Here is a 17695-nt window from a genome sequence, read left to right on the forward strand (position 1 = left end):
CCCGTCTAAATTGAATAGTTATATTCCGGTGTAATCCGTTTCAGGAATTGCTTCGTGCGTTCCTCTTGGGGACGATTGAAAATGTCGTCCGGGCTGCCTTCTTCGATAATGTGGCCGCCATCCATAAATACCACGTGGTTGGAGACATCCCGTGCAAAGCCCATCTCATGCGTGACGACAATCATCGTAATTCCTTCCTTTGCAATCTTGCGAATAACCGACAGCACTTCACCGACCAGCTCAGGATCTAGCGCCGATGTCGGCTCATCGAACAAAATCACTTCCGGGTTCAGCGCCAAAGCACGCGCAATACCGACACGCTGCTGCTGCCCGCCGGATAGCTGACTCGGATAATGATTCAGCTTTTCGCTCAGACCGACCTTTTCGAGCACTTCAATACTGATCTTCTTCGCTTCCTCCTGCTTCACCTTGCGGACGACGACAAGCCCTTCCATCACGTTTTCCAGCGCCGTTTTATGCTTGAACAGATTGTATTGCTGGAAGACCATAGCCGTTTTTTGGCGCAGAGCCAAAACATCCTTCTTCGCAGGTCGCTTGCAGTTTACCGTAAAATCGCCAATGCTGACCTCCCCGTCATTCGGCTTTTCCAGATAATTGATGCAGCGCAGCAACGTTGTTTTACCCGAGCCGCTCGGTCCGAGAATGACGACAACCTCTCCCTTATTCACGGTCAAATCAATGCCTTTGAGCACCTCATGCTTGCCGAACGATTTCGTGATATTTTGCAGACGGATCATGATGCTCTCCCCCCATTAAACACATTGATTTTTTTCTCCACCAAGCCGGAAATTCGTTCAATCAGCACTGTCAAACCCCAGAAAATCAGTGCTGCCGCAATATAAACCTCCAGGTACTTCCAGTTTGTAGATGCTAAAATTTCAGCCTGAGCCTGGATTTCAGTGACCGAAACCGTAAAGGCCAAGGTAGAGCCATGCAGCATTCCAATGACGGAATTCGTCAGGTTCGGCAGACTGACCACGAACGCCTGCGGAAACACGATACGCCGCAGCACCTGCCACGTCGTCATCCCGACTGCATAGGCTGCTTCAATTTGCCCCCGGTTTACGGATTGAATCCCGGAACGGACCACCTCGGACATATACGCACCACTTGTAATCGAGAACGAAATGAGTGCAAATACCATATAGGGAACATCTTTAGAATGAAACGACCAGCCAAAATGCTTGGCTCCCGCATCAATGAACAAAGGTAAACTGAAATAAATAAGCAGCAAATGCATCAGCATCGGCGTACCCCGGATAAAGGTAACGTAGCCATGGGAAATCTGGGACAACACAGGCACCTTATAAATTCGGGCCAGAGCCGTTATAATGCCGATGACCAGACCCGCCAGTACGGAAACCACCGTAATGATTAACGTGTTGGGCAACGCCGAGAACAATCCCAGAAAGGCCGTATATATAAATCCAAAATCCAGACTCATATGCTCTTGCCTCCTTTACTAAGACGGGGGTTCAGATAACGAACCACAAAACTTTTTCGTTTCTTAGGCTCGCTTTGGACTGTGTCCCGATGCTCATGCTTGAGAAGCGTATTTTCCAGTACCTTGAACAGTTTTTGCAAAATCAGACTGACGACCAGATAAATAAGAGACAACGCGATATAGGTTTCAACAAAATGCTGGGTAGCCGCGCCCAGTGTCTGCGATTTCCCCGTCATCTCCATAGCTCCGATGGTAAACGCCAGCGAAGTATCCTTCAGATTGCCGATCACCAGATTGGAGAATACCGGAACCACAACAGCCAGCGCTTGCGGCAATATGATACGTGTAAAAGTCTGATAGCCTGACATGCCGACCGACTGTGCTGCCTCGATTTGTCCCCGATCTACCGCCTCTACACCCGATCGGATAATCTCGGAAATAAAGGCCCCGCTGTTTAGCGCATAGGTCGCTACGGCAAACCACAACACATCCCATCTGGAGGAATTGATATTCACCAGCTTCAGCAGCTCAGGCAAGCCGTAATACACCAGAAAGAGCTGGATCAGAATAGGTGTTCCACGAAAAAATGAAACATACACCTGCGAGACACGTTTGAGAAAAGGAATATTATACATACGAGGCAGCGCAACCAACAGGCCGATGATTAATCCTAACAATAGCGAGCTTGCCACAATAAACAACGTGATGTGTAAATAAGACAGCATTTTCGGAATAAAGCTAAAAACATAATCGATATTAAACTCTCTGCTCATATGCCTGCCTCCTTTCCTATACATCAGCGGTCAGAATACACGGGGTACCCTGACCGCTGAAATATTCAAGCTTATCGCTATTTCTTGCTGCTTGTGCCTTCTTTTTTCACATCATCCAGAGACTTCGTGAAATCTTCTCCAAGCCATTTGATGCTCAGCTTCGACAATGTACCGTCGTCCTTCACTTCCTGAATAGCTTTATCCAGATCATCCGCCAATCCTTGCTCATTTTTGTTCAGTACATACAATACATCCGATTGAGTCAAAGGATCACCGACGGTTTTCAGAGCTACTTCTCCTTTTTCATCGGTGTTAAAGCGGTTCGCAAAGTCTGTCGTAATGGTAGCATCTATACGGCCGCTCGTAATTTGTTGCACTGTATCATTGGCTGCACCGCTTGTATAGACAATGTTCAGGGCATCCCCGTGTGTTTTGTTGTATTCCTTCAATACATATGCTGCATTACTGGTCGGACTGGTAAGTATCTTTTTGCCTTTCAGATCATCAATCGATTGAATGGTATTGTTATCCTTCGCTACAGCGACTCTGTTCAGGAAAATACTGTACGGATTTTTGTTGAACAGATACTTCTCTTCACGCTCCGGGTTTTTTTCCATTTGATGCGATACCAGATCAATTTTACCGGCATCCAGACTCAGCAGCAGATTGCCGAAGTCCATCGTTTTGAATTCAAATTCGTATTGAGGCAGGCGCTTGTCCAGCTCCTTAATCAGCTCAACGTCAAAGCCTGTTAAATTTCCATTTTCGTCAATAAAGCATACATTTTTAAATTGAGTGCCTGTACCTACAATAATTTTTTTCACGTCTCCGTTCGAACCGGACGCGCCAGACGCGTTAGACGCATTATCAGAGGAGCCGCAGCCTGCCAACACCAGAATAATCGCCATAACGGATAACATTGCAAACCACTTTTTCATATGAATCCCCCTCGTCTCTTTGTATATCAGCAGTTTGCGACATACATGGTAGCTGCCACAATAAATAATAATTCCTATGAGTTTAATTGGTTTTAGGATGTGACTAATTTAACACCTGCGCTCATTTACGTCAATCCACCAGGCAATAGAACATTTCTATAACACCATTGAAAAATCAAAAGCATTTTTTAAAAGACTCCTCACATTTGCAAAAAAACGGTTTACAAAACAGCACCCCGAAATCCTTCTGTCAATGCATCTGCAAAATCCGAGCTCACTGCACAGTCTTCTTTGGTCGCCACAATGCTAATCTGCATGGACACCCCGGCTACCTCTGGTACATGAATGCGGAACAGTTTTTTATCCTTCACCTCACGGTTCACACAAACGTCAGGCAAAAAGGCAATCCCCGCTTCTTCCAGCACCAGCTTCTTGGCTGTAACCACATTATCTACCTGAAAGGCAATATCCGGCGGTTGCTCCAGCGATTCAAAAGACCGATGAATCCTCATCCAGTCCAATGACCCGCATTCAAAAAACACCAGTGTTTCATGCTGAATATCCTGTATGCTGGCCTTTCCAGTCTTCATAAACGGATGACCGTCGTATACATACAGGGAAATGGGATCTTCATAAAAAGCAAGCGTACGAATGGCCGGATGCATCACTTTACGGACAAAACTAATGTCTACCTCACGGTTCAACAGCTTATGTACCAGTTGATCCGTCGTAGCCGTCACAATTTTGTAGTTAATCTCCGGATAACGAGCGCGGAGCTGCTTTAATATCTCAGGAATGATATAATTCGACACCGATATCGTGCAGCCGATTCGAATTTGCTGAGGAGTTCTTTTGCGCTGTTGAAGCTTTTGCTTCCCTTTTTGCAGCACTTGAAGCATTTGCTCGGCATAAGGAAGAAACTTTCGTCCATCCTCCGTCAAAATGGTTTGCTTGCTTTGGCGGTCGAACAGCTTGCATTCCAGCTCGCGCTCCAGCGTCTGGATCCGGGCTGTGACAGAGGGCTGTGATAAGAACAACGCATCTGCCGCCTTGTTAAAACTGCCATAATGGTTCACGTATACAAAGGCTTCCATATTCTCGATATTCATACACAAGTCCCCCAGTGAGTTTCAAATACATTTTATCCAATGCGCTAACTTGGTTTTTTTGTATCATAAAACTCACTGAACGCCCTGTCAATGTAAAAATTGAAAATATTTATTACTTCAGCACTTTGCATCATTCGATTCCCAACGCTCGAAAGTACAATATATAGACGAACTAAACCGTTTCGATCTATATATTGCTGATTTGTAATCGCTCCGTCAGCTCTTTTACAGAGCGATCCAGCCGTGAAACCAGTTCCTCCGACAGCCCATATGCTCCATCTGGCAAGCGTTCAACCCACTGATCTACCGCATACACACCGCCGAGAATATGTCTTCCTCCCAACGCGTTAAGCACTGGCTTCAAAGCGTAATCAATGACCAGCAGGTGAGCCAGCGTGCCTCCGATAAATAAAGGAAGTACGGGCTTACCTCGCAGCCCCTCCTGCGGCACCAAATCCAAAAATATCTTCAACAAGCCGGAATAGGCGGCTTTGTATACGGGAGAAGCCACGATAATGGCGTCTGCTGCTGCAATCAACGCAAGAGCTGCTGTAATATCGGGACTGTTAAAGTTAGCCCTCACCAGATCCTCGGCTGGCAAGTCGACCACATTCAGCAATGTGACCTCCGCTCCAGCCTGCTGCAATTGCTCGGTCGTATAGTTAATCAAGCCGTATAGACGGGATTGTGTAGACGGACTGCCTGACAGGATAACAACCTTGGACATGCTTTTCCCTCCTTCTGTTATGCGTCTATCTTCACTTTAGATTTAGCTGCTGTGTAGCGGTTCTCAGGAATCGGCACACCCAGGTTTTCACGCAATGTGCTAAATTCATAATCCTGACGGTAAATACCGCGTTCCTGCAAGATAGGCACAACCAGATTTACGAAATCATGCAGACCCGATGGTACATCAGAACCGATAATGAACCCATCCGCTCCTTTTCTTTCAAACCACTCCTGCACCCGATCTGCCACCTGCTCTGCTGTACCGATAAACGCAGTTCTAGGTGTTGCCGAACGTAATGCCACCTCGCGCAGCGTCAGATTTTGCTCTTTGGCCGTCCGTTTGATTTTATCCGTACCGCTGCGGAAGGAATTGCTGCCGATACCATCAAGCTCTGGGAATGGCTCATCCAGTGGATACTGTGAGAAATCATGATGATCGAAGAAACGGCCCAAAAATTTTAACGCAGCCTCAATCGTCACCAAATTGGTAATGTCCTCATACTTACGCTCTGCTTCTTCCGTCGTGCTGCCGATAATCGGTGAAATGCCCGGTAAGATGACAATATCCTCTTCGGATCTGCCATAGCGTACCGCCCGTTCCTTCACATCACGGTAAAACTGCTGCGCTTCCTCCAGCGTTTCGTGTCCCGTAAATACAGCATCCGCTTCCTTGGCGGCCAGATTTTTGCCATCCTCCGAGGAACCTGCCTGGAAAATAACCGGCTGCCCCTGCTTGGATCGTCCAATGTTCAACGGACCCTGCACAGAGAAAAACTCGCCTTTATGGTTCAAGGTATGCAGCTTTTCAGGGTCAAAGAACACGCCGGATTCCTTATCACGAACGAACGCATCCTCTTCCCACGAATCCCACAGTCCTTTGGTTACCTGCAAATATTCCTCCGCAATTTTGTAGCGCTCTGGATGTGACGGATGCTCGCCTTTATTAAAGTTAAGAGCGGAGCCTTCCAGCGGGGAAGTCACCACATTCCAGCCTGCACGCCCTCCGCTGATATGGTCAATGGAAGAAAACTGGCGTGCTACTGTAAACGGTTCGCTGTAGGAAGTCGATAGCGTGCCAACCAGCCCGATACGCTTCGTCACCCCGGCCAAAGCGGACAAAATCGTAATCGGCTCAAAACGGTTTAGAAAGTGGGGAATGGATTTCTCGTTAATGAACAAACCGTCTGCGATAAAAACAAGGTCAAACTTGCCTTCCTCTGCCTTTTGCGCCTGTGTTTTATAAAATTCAAAATTAACACTCGCGTCCGCAGGCACTTCAGGGTGACGCCAAGTCGTCATGCTACCTCCAACACCGTGAATAATGGCACCAAATTTGATTTGTTTGTCTTTAGCCATGAACTGTTCACACCTCTCTTGAAAATTATTGTTACCCAACGGCTAATCATTTGTTTTCAAGGCAGCTACGCTGCTAAATCTTTTAGGAAGTTTACACTTGTGCAAGGCAGCTATGCCTGCATTCTTTTATAAGTTATTTTTGTACAAAGCAGCGTAGCTACAGACCTTTTTTCGTTACTTATACCGCTTGACTGTAGCTTTCCAGCACTTTACCCAGCTCTTCCAGATCCGGGTTGAGCAGCGCCTCATATTTGTTATCCCCGCCTACCTCAACAACAGGGACAAAGCGAACACCATATTTAGTCTCCAGTACGTCACGCAGGGCATCATTTCCGTCCACCTGAATATTTTCATAAGGCTGATTTTGGGATTCCAGATACGATTTGATCTCTCCACAAAAATGACAGCCTGTTTTACTCCACAATACAACTTTAGGTTTGGATGACATATACATACCTCCGTGAACTTAATGTTTATAATCCCGATGAATTAAATAAGAATTATAGTTATAATGTATCCTGCCCACCCTTTTCCGTCAATCGCCTGTGTAATAGACATTGATAATGCAACGATAGAAAATTTTAATGCTATAGTTTTCTTTTATACTGGCAATATTGCTGATTTGAAATCGCTCTTGGGATTGTTGCAAAATGCTCATTTAAATCGTTTAACGGCAGATGAGTTAATTAAAATAAGAGATATTGGAGTTTAAACAGACCTTGGTGCGGACATGCTTGGAATATTAGCGCACTTGCGGCAGAATGAGATGAAATGAGGTTGAATATATGCAGGATTGGGCCGAGGTTGCTTTACGCACATTAATGGCTGTCGCTGTATTATTTTTAATTACCAAAATTCTCGGAAAACGTCAGGTTTCCCAGCTCTCCTTGTTCGAATATATCACCGGAATCACGATGGGTAACCTGGCCGCTACCATTCCTATGGAACGAGAATCCACTTGGTACTTGGGCTTTATAGCTTTGGCAGTATGGGTCCTAACAACATTTGTCATTGAAATATTGCAAATTAAAAGCAAGAAGGTTAGGGATCTTAGCGATGGAAAAACCAGAACCCTGATCAAAGACGGCAAAATTTTAGAGGATAATCTGCGAAAGGAACGACTTACGCTGGATGAACTCATGGAGCAGTTGCGGAGCAAGAATGTATTCAAGGTGTCTGACGTGGAATTTGCCATTATGGAGACCAGCGGTGAAGTCAATGTGCTGTTAACCAAAGAAAAACAGCCCTTAACGCCTAAGGATCTGAATATGCGGCAACTACCGGAGAAGGAACCAACAGCCATTATTATGGATGGACAACTCATGGAGCAGCAAATGGCATACATGGGAATTACTCAACAATGGATGGATGCAAAGCTGAAAGAAAAGAGCCTGACGGTCAAAGACGTATTTTTCGCGCAGGTGGACCCGCAAGGGGAGTTATACATTGACCAATACAGCGATAACGTACAGATGTCCAAGGTACAGGACTCTAATCAAGCCGTGCTGACGCTGCTGGAACAATGCACGACTGAACTGCAAAAGCTGGCAACGGGCTCCAGTGAGCAGCAAAGCAAGCAGCTTTTTGAGCAATGCTCACAAAGCTTAAAGCAAGCGATTCAGGAAATGAAGCCGATAAATCCAACTGAACCCTGAGTATATATGTGCATGACATAAGCATACGAGCATGGTAACCCGAAGGGAGCGTCTTCAAGGCCATAAATGGCTGAAAAGGCGCTCCCTTTGGCTTTAATCATTTCATCTATTTTATATTGTAAAAAAATAATCTCGTTCTACCTTGCTCACTCTTAAACCAAACGTTTTATACCATTCGGCTTTCCCTTTCTCCTGTGCTACCTTGTGCAGCTCGTTATGTTTCCAATTTTTTATAGCGTCTAAGGATTCCCAATAAGAAACCGTGATGCCTACTCCTTTTTGGTCACGAACACTTTCCATGCCCAGAAAACCAGGCTGTTCAGCAGCCAGTTCCTCCATTTTGTCTCCCATCTTTCCATATCCGCCATCTCCTTCAGTACGTTCAGAAGTAAAGATAGCAGCATAATAAGGGGGCTGTGGCGTTTTTGCAATTGAATTCATAGGTACCTCCCAGAAATGAAATGGTTATCAGCTTTTTTCTTAAGTCTGGATTTTGCAAAATCCTCAAGTTCGATTATAACCACAAAACTAAGATAAAAAAAATGAATATATATGATACTATGTATGAATATATTTCATTTAACGTAGGAGGACACATGAATTTGTTTAAATATAAGGTCTTTCTTAGCGTAGTAGAAACAGGAAGCTTCACCAAAGCAGGAGAACTTCTCAATCTTACACAATCCGCCATTAGCCATGCTGTTTCCGGTTTGGAACATGAATTGGGCTTGACTCTTCTGATTAGAGGACGTTCAGGCATCAAATTGACCAGCAATGGAGAACGTCTGATGAAGCATTTCAGAGAGATCGTACAAATGAACGAAAGGCTTTATCAAGAGGTCGATCTAATCAAAGGACTGGAGACCGGAACCGTAAAGATAGGTACGTTCTCAAGTGTATCCATCCAGTGGTTGCCCGGTATTATCCATAAATTTAACGAGCAGTTCCCACTTATTGAACTGAAACTGCTCGACGGTAACTACCATGAGATTGAGAATTGGATAGCCAGCGGAGAAGCTGATTTTGGCTTCGTTAATCTGCCTGCTTTAGACGTACTGGAAGTAGTGCCGCTAAAAAAAGAAAGAATGCTATGCGTACTGCCATCTAATCACATGCTTCGGGAGCAAACAACCATACGTGTGGATCAACTCCTCGATGAGTCCTTCATTATGCCTGCTTCTGGTTGCGACACCGATGTACGGAGAATTTTTTCACAGCATAAGCTTGCTCCGAAAATCAAATATGAATTAGAAGATGATCATGCCATTATGGCTATGGTGCAAAACGGACTGGGCGTAAGTATTCTTCCGGAAATGATTTTAGTTCAAAATCCTTATGAACTTTGTATTCGACCTTTGGATGGGCCATATTCACGTTCCATTGGTATTGCTGCTGCTTCTTTGAAGAACATGGCTCCAGCCGCCAAAAAGTGTATGAACTTCATTGCTGAATGGATTCGCTAGTAATCAATACATTAATAGCTATACATCCTGTTTAATTCAAAGACAAATAATTATTGCCCGTCTGACCACGGCAAGGGATTTTCAAAGTCAGACCAATCCATGTTCATCTCCGTATCGTTCAGTAGACATTGATCCAGTTCTATTTCCAGGTCCGATTGCTTCATTCCGATACCAATCATGACAATTTCGTTCATGCGGTCACCCCATTGCTCGTCCCAATTGTCCAGAGCTTCAGGGTTGGCTGCGACGATCTCCTGCCGTTCTTCCTCGGACAACGCCGCAAGCCAGCTTCCTGCCGGTCCGAACTGAATGGAGGGCCCTGCCTGGCTGATACTGGCTGCCCAATCCTGAGGGGTCGCAATCCAGGCCAAACCTTTGGCACGAACGACCTCCTCCGGCCAGTAGCTCATAAATTCAGCCAATCTGGCAGGATGAAACGGTCTTCTGCGGCGATATACAAATGAATTGATTCCATATTCGTCCGTTTCCGGTGTATGGCTCTCTAGCTCCAGCTCACGAATCCATCCGGCGGATTGGCTGGCCTTGTCAAAGTTAAACAATCCTGTGTTCAAAATGTCCGAAGGAGCGACCTGTCCTTTGGAAGTACGAATGATTCTGGCTTCAGGCTGCAATCTGCGCAGCACGCCCTCAAGTTTGTCCAGCTCCGCAGGCTGAACCAAATCGCATTTATTCAGAATCAGTACATCACAGGTTTCAATCTGGTCAATCAGTAAGTCCGAAATATCACGCGTGTCGTCTTCTCCCGTAGCCTGCCTGCGATCCAGCAGCGTTTCTCCCGATTCAAAATCATGCCAGAAACGGTTCGCATCGACCACAGTCACCATACAATCGAGCTTTGCCAAGGAAGCCAAATCAATGCCTGTCCCTTCATCGGCGTACGTAAAGGTTTGAGCGATAGGCACAGGTTCGCTGATCCCTGTGGATTCGATTAAAATATAATCAAACTCGCCTTGTTCCGCCAGCTTCTTGACTTCCAGCAGCAGGTCTTCACGCAATGTGCAGCAAATACAGCCGTTGGACAGCTCAACCAGTTTCTCTTCTGTTCTGGACAAGCCACCTTCTTTTTTTACCAGTTCGGCGTCAATGTTCACTTCGCTCATGTCATTGACGATCACGGCCACTTTCATTCCATCTCGATTGTTTAACACATGATTTAAAATCGTTGTTTTCCCTGCCCCCAAATATCCACTCAGCACCGTTACCGGGATTACTTTCTTATTCATTGGTGGTACGCTCCCTTTAATATAAACTCATCTTCATCATACTTTTTGTAAATCGTAATAATTACTATTAATACAGCTATTCAGTAATATACCTGATCCCTTTCGCCTTGTCAACAGCGAAGAAACCCTTGAAATGAATCATAAAAAGTTATTAATATATGATAATAACGATACTTAAAGAATAAGGTGAATGTTTTGCGATCAATCTGGCTAGGTGCATTGGCTGCTTTCTTTTTTGCTTTTACTTTTGTTCTCAATCGGTCAATGGAGCTATCAGGGGGGAGCTGGATATGGAGTGCTTCTTTGCGATATCTGTTTATGCTCCCCATTTTATTCGTCATCGTCTTGACCCAACATAAGCTTAAACCTCTTTGGAACGTCATGAGAGAACAAGCGTGGACCTGGATTCTATGGAGCTTCGTCGGGTTTGGATTGTTTTATGCTCCATTGTGTTTCGCATCGGCTTATTCCCCAGGCTGGCTGATCGCTGGAACGTGGCAAATTACTATTATTTCCGGTTCTTTGCTCGTCCCGTTATTTACTGAAATTGTGCAAACGGAGAACGGTCCTTTAAAAGTACGAGGGAAAATCCCCATTCAGGGACTTATGATGTCTTTGGTTATTTTACTCGGCATTATTCTCATGCAAATCGAACAGTCGCAATCCATTTCTGCTCAAGATTTTTTATTCGGTATCCTGCCTGTCGTACTCGCTTCATTTGCCTATCCACTAGGTAATCGTAAAATGATGGAAGTTTGTGCAGGACGGTTAGATGCCTATCAACGTGTACTCGGGATGACTTTAGCCAGTTTGCCGTTCTGGCTACTACTTTCGTTATACGGGGTTTTTAGCGTGGGATTGCCGAGCCAGGAGCAAACGATACAATCTGCTTTGGTGGCCGTGTTTTCAGGGGTGATCGCTACAGTCCTGTTTTTTAAAGCCACAGATCAGGTTCGTGGAAATATGCAAGAGTTAGCAACGGTTGAAGCGACACAATCTCTGGAAGTGCTTTTCGCATTAATGGGAGAACTGATCTTTTTATCTATGCAGATTCCTTCCCTTATATCATGGATCGGTATGTTCATCGTTATCCTCGGCATGATTCTGCACAGTTATAGTACACATGAATAAAAAAATCCTCCCTCGGATGATGCCTAAAAAGACAGATCACGTTTAGCGCAGGATTATTCTGTTCATGATCGCTTATCGTTCAGGTTCTGACAGGGCAATCTAGTAAAGAAGCAGCAGACTCAGGAGACTACTCCTGATCTGCTGCTTCTTTGTGATTCGCTTCTTGTCTTCGATAGGAAGATGCTAAATTACCATGCGTAGGCTTCCGGCGCAGGTTTGCCGGGGCCAGGGAAAATCTCATTCAGCTTGGTAAGAACATCCTCGCTCAATTTGACCTCAGGCACACGCAGAGCATCCTCCAGCTGATCCAATGTCCGTGGGCCGATAATCGGAGCCGTTACGGCCGGATGAGACAATACCCAAGCCAGCGCAATCACGTCTTCCTTTTCGCCCAGCTCGCGGGACAACGCTGCAAATTGCTCCAGCTTCCCACGATTTTGTTCAATCTTTTCCTTGGAACGTGCGCTACGCGAGCCTGTGCCTGCCAATGCATTACGTCCCAGCAATCCGCCAGCCAGCGGGCTCCATGGAATAACACCGAGTCCCAGCTCCTGAGCCGCAGGTAATACCTCTAGCTCGGCGGAACGCTCATTCAGGTTATACAAATGCTGCTCGGATACAAGCCCCAAAAAACGGCGTGCCTTCGCTTCGGCCTGCGCAACAGCAATATGCCAGCCCGCAAAGTTACTGGAACCGATATAATCGACTTGTCCCCGATCCACAACCGACTCGAATACACCCCACAGCTCATCCCATGACACGTTTCGGTCAATATGATGCATCTGATACAGCTCGATATGATCGGTCTGCAAACGTTTCAGAGAAGCATCCAAATGACGGCGAATTTTGTAAGCTGACAAGCCTGATCCTGTGTTCGGCCCGTCGTTCTCATTTTTCATATCCCCGTATACCTTCGTCGCAAGCACGACCTTCTCGCGTCTTCCGCCACCCTGCTGGAACCAGCGTCCGATAATTTCCTCCGTCCACCCTCTGCGGTCATGACCATATACATTGGCTGTATCAAAGAAATTAATGCCCGCATCCAGCGCAGCATCCATAATTTTAAACGCTTCCTTTTCTTCGGTTTCCGGCCCAAAATTCATCGTGCCCAGACACAACCGACTAACCTTTAAGCCTGACTTTCCCAAGTATGAATACTCCATATTGCCTCCCGCCTTTGCCTAAGAATTTTAAATACCGTAAAAATCCCATGCCAAAAAAGACCATACTTATTTCATTAACCAGAAAACACCACTTTGAAACACCCCGAAATGGTAATATATTTTTTAGCGCATACAAAAAAGCCCCACGCACTACCGAAGCAGCAAGCGCGATGCCATCCCCCCTCATACTACCCGCCGTATGTAAAAAAGAAAGTGACTTTACGGTGGTAGCCCCAGCGGAGCGGAGGATTTGAATCTGTAGAAGCGCCAGCGATCGTAAGATCAAATCCTTCGCGGAGCCGCTCACTTCAACCACCGTAACTCACTCTTTTTTAACAATCAAGGAATCAATTTCGTCTCTTTCGCTCGCTCAGCCATCTTCTTCGTATACTTGCTGAGCGGCTTCTTAAATACCAATCCAAACAGGAAGCAAACCCCGATAAATACAAACAGCATCACCACATCACGTGTCACCGTCGAAGGCAGCATCCCCCCTACCGTTTCCCGTAACAGACTAACCGCATAGGTGAAAGGAACGAACGGATTCAATGCTTGAAAAAACGGCGTACTCGTCGCAATCGGGAATGTGCCCCCTGAGCTGGAGAACTGAAGCACCAGCAAGATAACCGCCAGCCCCTTACCGATATTGCCAAACACCGAAACCAGTGTATAGGTCATAGCTGTGAATACGAGACTGATCAGTATGGAGGAAAGTACAAATGACACTTTGGCATCCACATATGCCCCGAGCAGGAACAAGTCACCGAGCGACACGCTAAGCGCCTGAAATATACCGATAGTGGAGAACGTCATAAGCCGTCCGAAGTACACTTGGTAGCTTTTGTATTTACCTTCCGAGTCTTCCACATCTACCCTGAACATCGACACCAGCAGCATTGCACCTACCCAAATCGACAATGTGGTATAAAAAGGCGACATCGCAGAACCATAGTTCGGAATCGGATAAATACGCTCCTGTTTCAATGAAACCGGACTACCGAGAAAATCGCTCTCCTGTTTCACATCCCCCTTGAGCAATGCAATGGCCCGTCCAAGGGCATTTTCGCCTTTGAGCTTGCGAATCGTGTCTGCGGCCTGACGTATGGAATCCTCAGCAGCAGGAAGATCCGTTCTCACAAAATTGGCGACCTGGTGCACCGCATGTTCTGCCTCAGGAAACTTGTTCTCAATCAGGTCAGCCATTTTGACAAACTGCTGCTCCGCCTTCGGCAAATCGTTGCGCACAAAATCCGCCGCCTGATGAATCTTACTTTTAACTGCTGGCAAATCGTTATTCACGAAGTCCGCTGCTTTGTTTACAGCATTCGTAAATTCGCCCATTCGTCCCTGAATCGTCGTAGCCGCTTCATGCAGCTTTTGCCGGTATTGCGGCAGATCCTGCTGGAGACGGGTCAGTTCTTCCTGACCGAATTGTGCGGCAGCCTGAGCGTCGTTTAATATTTTTTCAATATTCGGTAGCTGCTCTTGGGCCGTATTCAGCACATTCGCAGAATTGCGGGCAACGGTCTTAATTTGATCCAACGCTTTTTGAATGGCTGGTGCGTATTCCGTATCATAGTTGCCCAAAATGCTGTCAATCCCGCTGCTGATTTCTCCAGCAAGGCGGTCAGCGTTATCCAGGAGATTTTGTGCAGGCTTCTCGCCGTGCTGAATGGCATCCCCGATGCTTGTAACCGTGCTATTCAAGCGACGGAAACGGTCCTCTACACCGCTCACACGGGAAATGAGCGAATCCAGCGGCTGACTCGGCAAATATCCGTTAACACGGGACAGCAACTGAGAAATACGATCCAGCACTCCCACGGCAGTGGTCAGTCTTCCGCTAACCCGATTCACCGCAGCCTGTGCTGCTTTAGGATCAAAACCAACACCGCGGATGATCCCTGTGATCTCCGAAACTTCATTTGCCATTTGCTGTACCAACTGTAAATCCTCTTTGACCACCGTTCCGATTGAATCAAGCGCACCATCATTTTTATCCAGAAAGTCAAGCAATCCGGTTGTAAAATCCTTGCCCGCATTCGCAATTTGTTGTACTTCCGGCAACGCTTTTTGTGCGGCATTAATGACCTTAAGCGCCGTTTGCGTGTCCTCCAATGCCGTAGCCAATGCGCTTTCTACCTTACCGAAATTTTGATCCAGCTCCACGATCCGATCTCCGGCCTTTTGAATATCCGGCAGCCTTTTTTGTATATCTAAAATAGCCGCCGCCACCTTGTCCAGCTCGGGCAAGTTTTTTTCAATTTTGAGCACCAGATCGCCAGCACGGTTAATTTCAGGGATTTTCTCCTTCAATGCGATGATCTTTTGTCCCTGTGCCTTAATTTTCGGCAAATTCTGCTCCAGCTCGATTGCCTGCTTGCCTAACCTGTCGATATCCGGCAGTCGGTTGTTCAGCTCCAGCACCCGGTTCTCAATGTTGCGAATGGTTGGCAGCTCCTCCTCCAGCTTCACCCCGGCTTCCTTTAACTTGGTTAGTACGGCCCGACTAGCGGTTTCAATAAAGTTTTGGCTAATCTGATTCGTCAGAGCGGTTGCTCCGGAAGATGTAATTTTCGGTGCGACCGCATTAATTTTTTCATTGACGGCGTAATCAATCTCTGGCTTTTGCGGATTTTCCGTGAGCACGCTCGTAATTTTTTCGGAAAAATCCCTTGGAATGAGCAGACTCGCGTAATAATCTCCGTTCAGCACACCTTTTCTCGCTTCTGCTTCGTTGACAAAGGTCCAGCCCAGTTTCTTGTTATTTTGAAGGTTATGCAAAACCTCGTCACCGATATTAATCTTCTTCCCGTTCACCTCAGCACCCTGATCCTGACTCGTTACTGCAATTTTAATACCAGATGTATTCGCATAAGGATCCCACATTGCTTTCAAATTTACCCATGCATAGACGGAAGGCAAAAGAATGATACCTATGACTAATAAAGTCCCGGTTGATACTTTGAATACATTTTTCCAGTCTGTTAAGTAGATTTGCCATATCTTCCGCAACTTCACCACTCCTTGTATGTACATTAACCTGTCGTCCAGTGTTGTATGCACACGTATTGTAAACGATTCGAGCGAATGAAGCCAATTATTGTGTATATACTGACAAGCTCATCTTCAATAATATGCGGGGTACATGATATAATAAATGGGCATGGAGATGATCTTGAATGAGCGAGCTACTGGACCCACGAAATGACTTTGTGTTTAAACGTAATGAATTCTTATACGGATAAAGATGCTCCACTTGATAAGCAATCCATTTTTGACATTTGGGCCAAAACGGCAACAGGCAAGCATATTAACGTGGAAATGCAGCTATTTAATAAATATGATATTGAAAAACGAACTCTGTTTTATTGGAGTAAAAGATATTCGGGTCAGTAATTATCGAAGGTAAATGATACGTCCGTTCCAGTGGAAGGTGGCTTAATTAATTGGCTTCTCTTTCTGAAAGGGGCTGACAAATCCAACTGGGAGGTGCTTACCGTGAATGAACCAACTTTAAAAAAAGCGATGGATACACTCGAGTTCCTAAGTCAGGATCGGGAAGCGCGGCGTTTGTACGAGGAACGTCAAAAATACCTTTATGACGAAGCTTCTATGATTGAGTGGGCCACGGAAAAAGGTCTGAAAAAGGGGCTAAAAGAAGGTTTGGCTAAAGGTTTGGAAGAAGGACTGACTAAAGGCGAGCGTCAAAAAGCTGTTGAAATCGCAAGGAACATGTATCTTTAGGTATTGAGATTGAAGTTATTGCCAAAGCGAGCGGATTATCTGAATCCGAGGTTCAATCATTGAAACCGATTCAATAATTTATTTTTAACAAAGCGTTTAACCCTGAAAACTCGCCTTGTTCTCTCTAAAGAACAAGGCGCTTTTTGAGTTCCCCTCCCACGAAGAAACAACAAGAAGCCCCTCAGACCTAATTCATAGGCTCAAGGAGCTTCTTTATCGCTACGTTATCCGTTTTTTAATAATCTGGCCCCTGAAAAGGCTGCGCCGTGACGCAGTTTCCGCTTTTCCAGCCGTTTATGCAAGGAACGGTTATACAGAACTTGAATGACAAAATACGAGATAACCCCTAGGACCACGCCGAAAATCGACATGCCAATCAGAATGTGCAGTCCTCCATGCAGCAGGTCTCTGAATACAGACCAGTTTCCATGAAACAGCTCCATAAAGGAATGCTCGTGGAGCCTGCCTCCCCGTACATGTACCGGGTAATGGGACGGATAAATCCAAGCTCCCAATTGCTTGGCGAACGGCATCAGCACAATCGGCAAAAAGGTCAGCTTACCTACAACGTTGCCCACAATTGCCGCAGGCAGCGAGCCGCCGGACAGCCGGACAATCGGATAAAACACGAGATACACCAGTGAAGCCGTGGAGATAACAATCATCTCCAGAGCGAAGCCGATGGCAAAGCCCAGAGAGATTTTCTTCACTCCACCCGGCGCACGCAACAGCTTGATGAAATTCAGGCGAATCGCCCGCCATATATTTTGAAACACATTATATTTCTTCTTCGATTGGTTAGGTCTGAGCCTTTTCGGATTGAGCTTTATCAATAGGAGGACTCCTTCAACAGTACAATTCAAGTTCAGGAATGAGGTTATACAGCTACCCATCCTTACTTATGTCTATACTGTCATTATAA

The 17695-nt window shown here is 45.9% G+C and carries 16 protein-coding genes and 1 pseudogene; 4 read left to right on the forward strand and 13 right to left on the reverse strand.

Annotated elements, in window-relative coordinates:
• Positions 1 to 5: 5 nt before the first annotated feature.
• The 8 genes from QD47_RS07525 to QD47_RS07560 all read right to left on the reverse strand — a co-directional run bounded on the left by QD47_RS07525 (position 6) and on the right by QD47_RS07560 (position 6818).
• Positions 6 to 758 carry an amino acid ABC transporter ATP-binding protein gene (locus QD47_RS07525; protein ID WP_044645546.1) on the reverse strand — a complete coding sequence of 251 codons (753 nt, stop codon included), beginning with the start codon at positions 756 to 758 and terminating at the stop codon, positions 6 to 8.
• Positions 755 to 1465 (reverse strand): amino acid ABC transporter permease, encoded by a 711-nt coding sequence (locus QD47_RS07530; protein WP_044645547.1) that lies wholly within the window; start codon positions 1463 to 1465, stop codon positions 755 to 757. Before QD47_RS07530 ends, QD47_RS07525 begins: the two co-directional genes overlap by 4 nt.
• Complete coding sequence (locus QD47_RS07535; protein WP_044645548.1) at positions 1462 to 2238, reverse strand: amino acid ABC transporter permease; 777 nt, start codon at positions 2236 to 2238, stop codon at positions 1462 to 1464. Before QD47_RS07535 ends, QD47_RS07530 begins: the two co-directional genes overlap by 4 nt.
• A 77-nt stretch (positions 2239 to 2315) precedes the next feature.
• Positions 2316 to 3176, reverse strand: coding sequence for a transporter substrate-binding domain-containing protein (locus QD47_RS07540; protein WP_044645549.1), 861 nt, complete (start codon positions 3174 to 3176; stop codon positions 2316 to 2318).
• Positions 3177 to 3397: 221 nt separating this feature from the next.
• On the reverse strand, positions 3398 to 4285 hold the full coding sequence (locus QD47_RS07545; RefSeq protein WP_044645550.1) for a LysR family transcriptional regulator: 888 nt from the start codon (positions 4283 to 4285) through the stop codon (positions 3398 to 3400).
• A gap of 187 nt (positions 4286 to 4472) precedes the next feature.
• Positions 4473 to 5012, reverse strand: a complete 540-nt coding sequence (ssuE, locus tag QD47_RS07550) for an NADPH-dependent FMN reductase (protein WP_044645551.1) — start codon at positions 5010 to 5012, stop codon at positions 4473 to 4475.
• A 17-nt stretch (positions 5013 to 5029) separates the two neighbouring features.
• A complete protein-coding gene (locus QD47_RS07555) occupies positions 5030 to 6370 on the reverse strand; it encodes an LLM class flavin-dependent oxidoreductase (RefSeq protein WP_044645552.1) in 1341 nt (446 codons plus the stop codon).
• 178 nt (positions 6371 to 6548) lie between these two features.
• Positions 6549 to 6818: a glutaredoxin family protein gene (locus QD47_RS07560; protein WP_044645553.1), complete on the reverse strand. Its 270-nt coding sequence runs from the start codon at positions 6816 to 6818 to the stop codon at positions 6549 to 6551.
• 337 nt (positions 6819 to 7155) lie between these two features.
• Here QD47_RS07560 and QD47_RS07565 point away from each other — a divergent pair, with 337 nt between their 5' ends.
• Entirely contained in the window at positions 7156 to 8025 is an 870-nt protein-coding gene (locus QD47_RS07565; RefSeq protein WP_044645554.1) for a DUF421 domain-containing protein, read from the forward strand.
• A 111-nt stretch (positions 8026 to 8136) separates the two neighbouring features.
• Here QD47_RS07565 and QD47_RS07570 read toward each other — a convergent pair whose 3' ends face one another.
• Complete coding sequence (locus QD47_RS07570; protein WP_044645555.1) at positions 8137 to 8466, reverse strand: antibiotic biosynthesis monooxygenase family protein; 330 nt, start codon at positions 8464 to 8466, stop codon at positions 8137 to 8139.
• Between the two features lie 155 nt (positions 8467 to 8621).
• Between QD47_RS07570 and QD47_RS07575 the strand changes: the two genes are divergently transcribed.
• Positions 8622 to 9488, forward strand: coding sequence for a LysR family transcriptional regulator (locus QD47_RS07575; protein WP_044645556.1), 867 nt, complete (start codon positions 8622 to 8624; stop codon positions 9486 to 9488).
• Between the two features lie 50 nt (positions 9489 to 9538).
• Here the strand turns inward: QD47_RS07575 and QD47_RS07580 are convergent, their stop codons facing one another.
• A complete protein-coding gene (locus QD47_RS07580; RefSeq protein ID WP_044645557.1) occupies positions 9539 to 10732 on the reverse strand; it encodes a GTP-binding protein in 1194 nt (397 codons plus the stop codon).
• 195 nt (positions 10733 to 10927) lie between these two features.
• Between QD47_RS07580 and QD47_RS07585 the strand changes: the two genes are divergently transcribed.
• Positions 10928 to 11863, forward strand: coding sequence for a DMT family transporter (locus tag QD47_RS07585; RefSeq protein ID WP_044645558.1), 936 nt, complete (start codon positions 10928 to 10930; stop codon positions 11861 to 11863).
• Between the two features lie 188 nt (positions 11864 to 12051).
• On the opposite strand, the gene QD47_RS07590 is transcribed toward QD47_RS07585, so the two are convergent.
• Entirely contained in the window at positions 12052 to 13026 is a 975-nt protein-coding gene (locus QD47_RS07590; protein WP_044645559.1) for an aldo/keto reductase, read from the reverse strand.
• 339 nt (positions 13027 to 13365) lie between these two features.
• Positions 13366 to 16041 carry a YhgE/Pip domain-containing protein gene (locus QD47_RS07600; RefSeq protein WP_044645561.1) on the reverse strand — a complete coding sequence of 892 codons (2676 nt, stop codon included), beginning with the start codon at positions 16039 to 16041 and terminating at the stop codon, positions 13366 to 13368.
• Between the two features lie 167 nt (positions 16042 to 16208).
• Between QD47_RS07600 and QD47_RS30575 the strand changes: the two are divergent.
• A pseudogene (locus tag QD47_RS30575) lies at positions 16209 to 16850 on the forward strand (Rpn family recombination-promoting nuclease/putative transposase).
• A gap of 147 nt (positions 16851 to 16997) precedes the next feature.
• Here QD47_RS30575 and QD47_RS07615 read toward each other — a convergent pair.
• Complete coding sequence (locus tag QD47_RS07615) at positions 16998 to 17606, reverse strand: DUF2062 domain-containing protein (protein ID WP_044645563.1); 609 nt, start codon at positions 17604 to 17606, stop codon at positions 16998 to 17000.
• Positions 17607 to 17695: the final 89 nt, after the last annotated feature.

The organism is Paenibacillus terrae, assembly GCF_000943545.1.
Taxonomy (GTDB): domain Bacteria; phylum Bacillota; class Bacilli; order Paenibacillales; family Paenibacillaceae; genus Paenibacillus; species Paenibacillus terrae_A.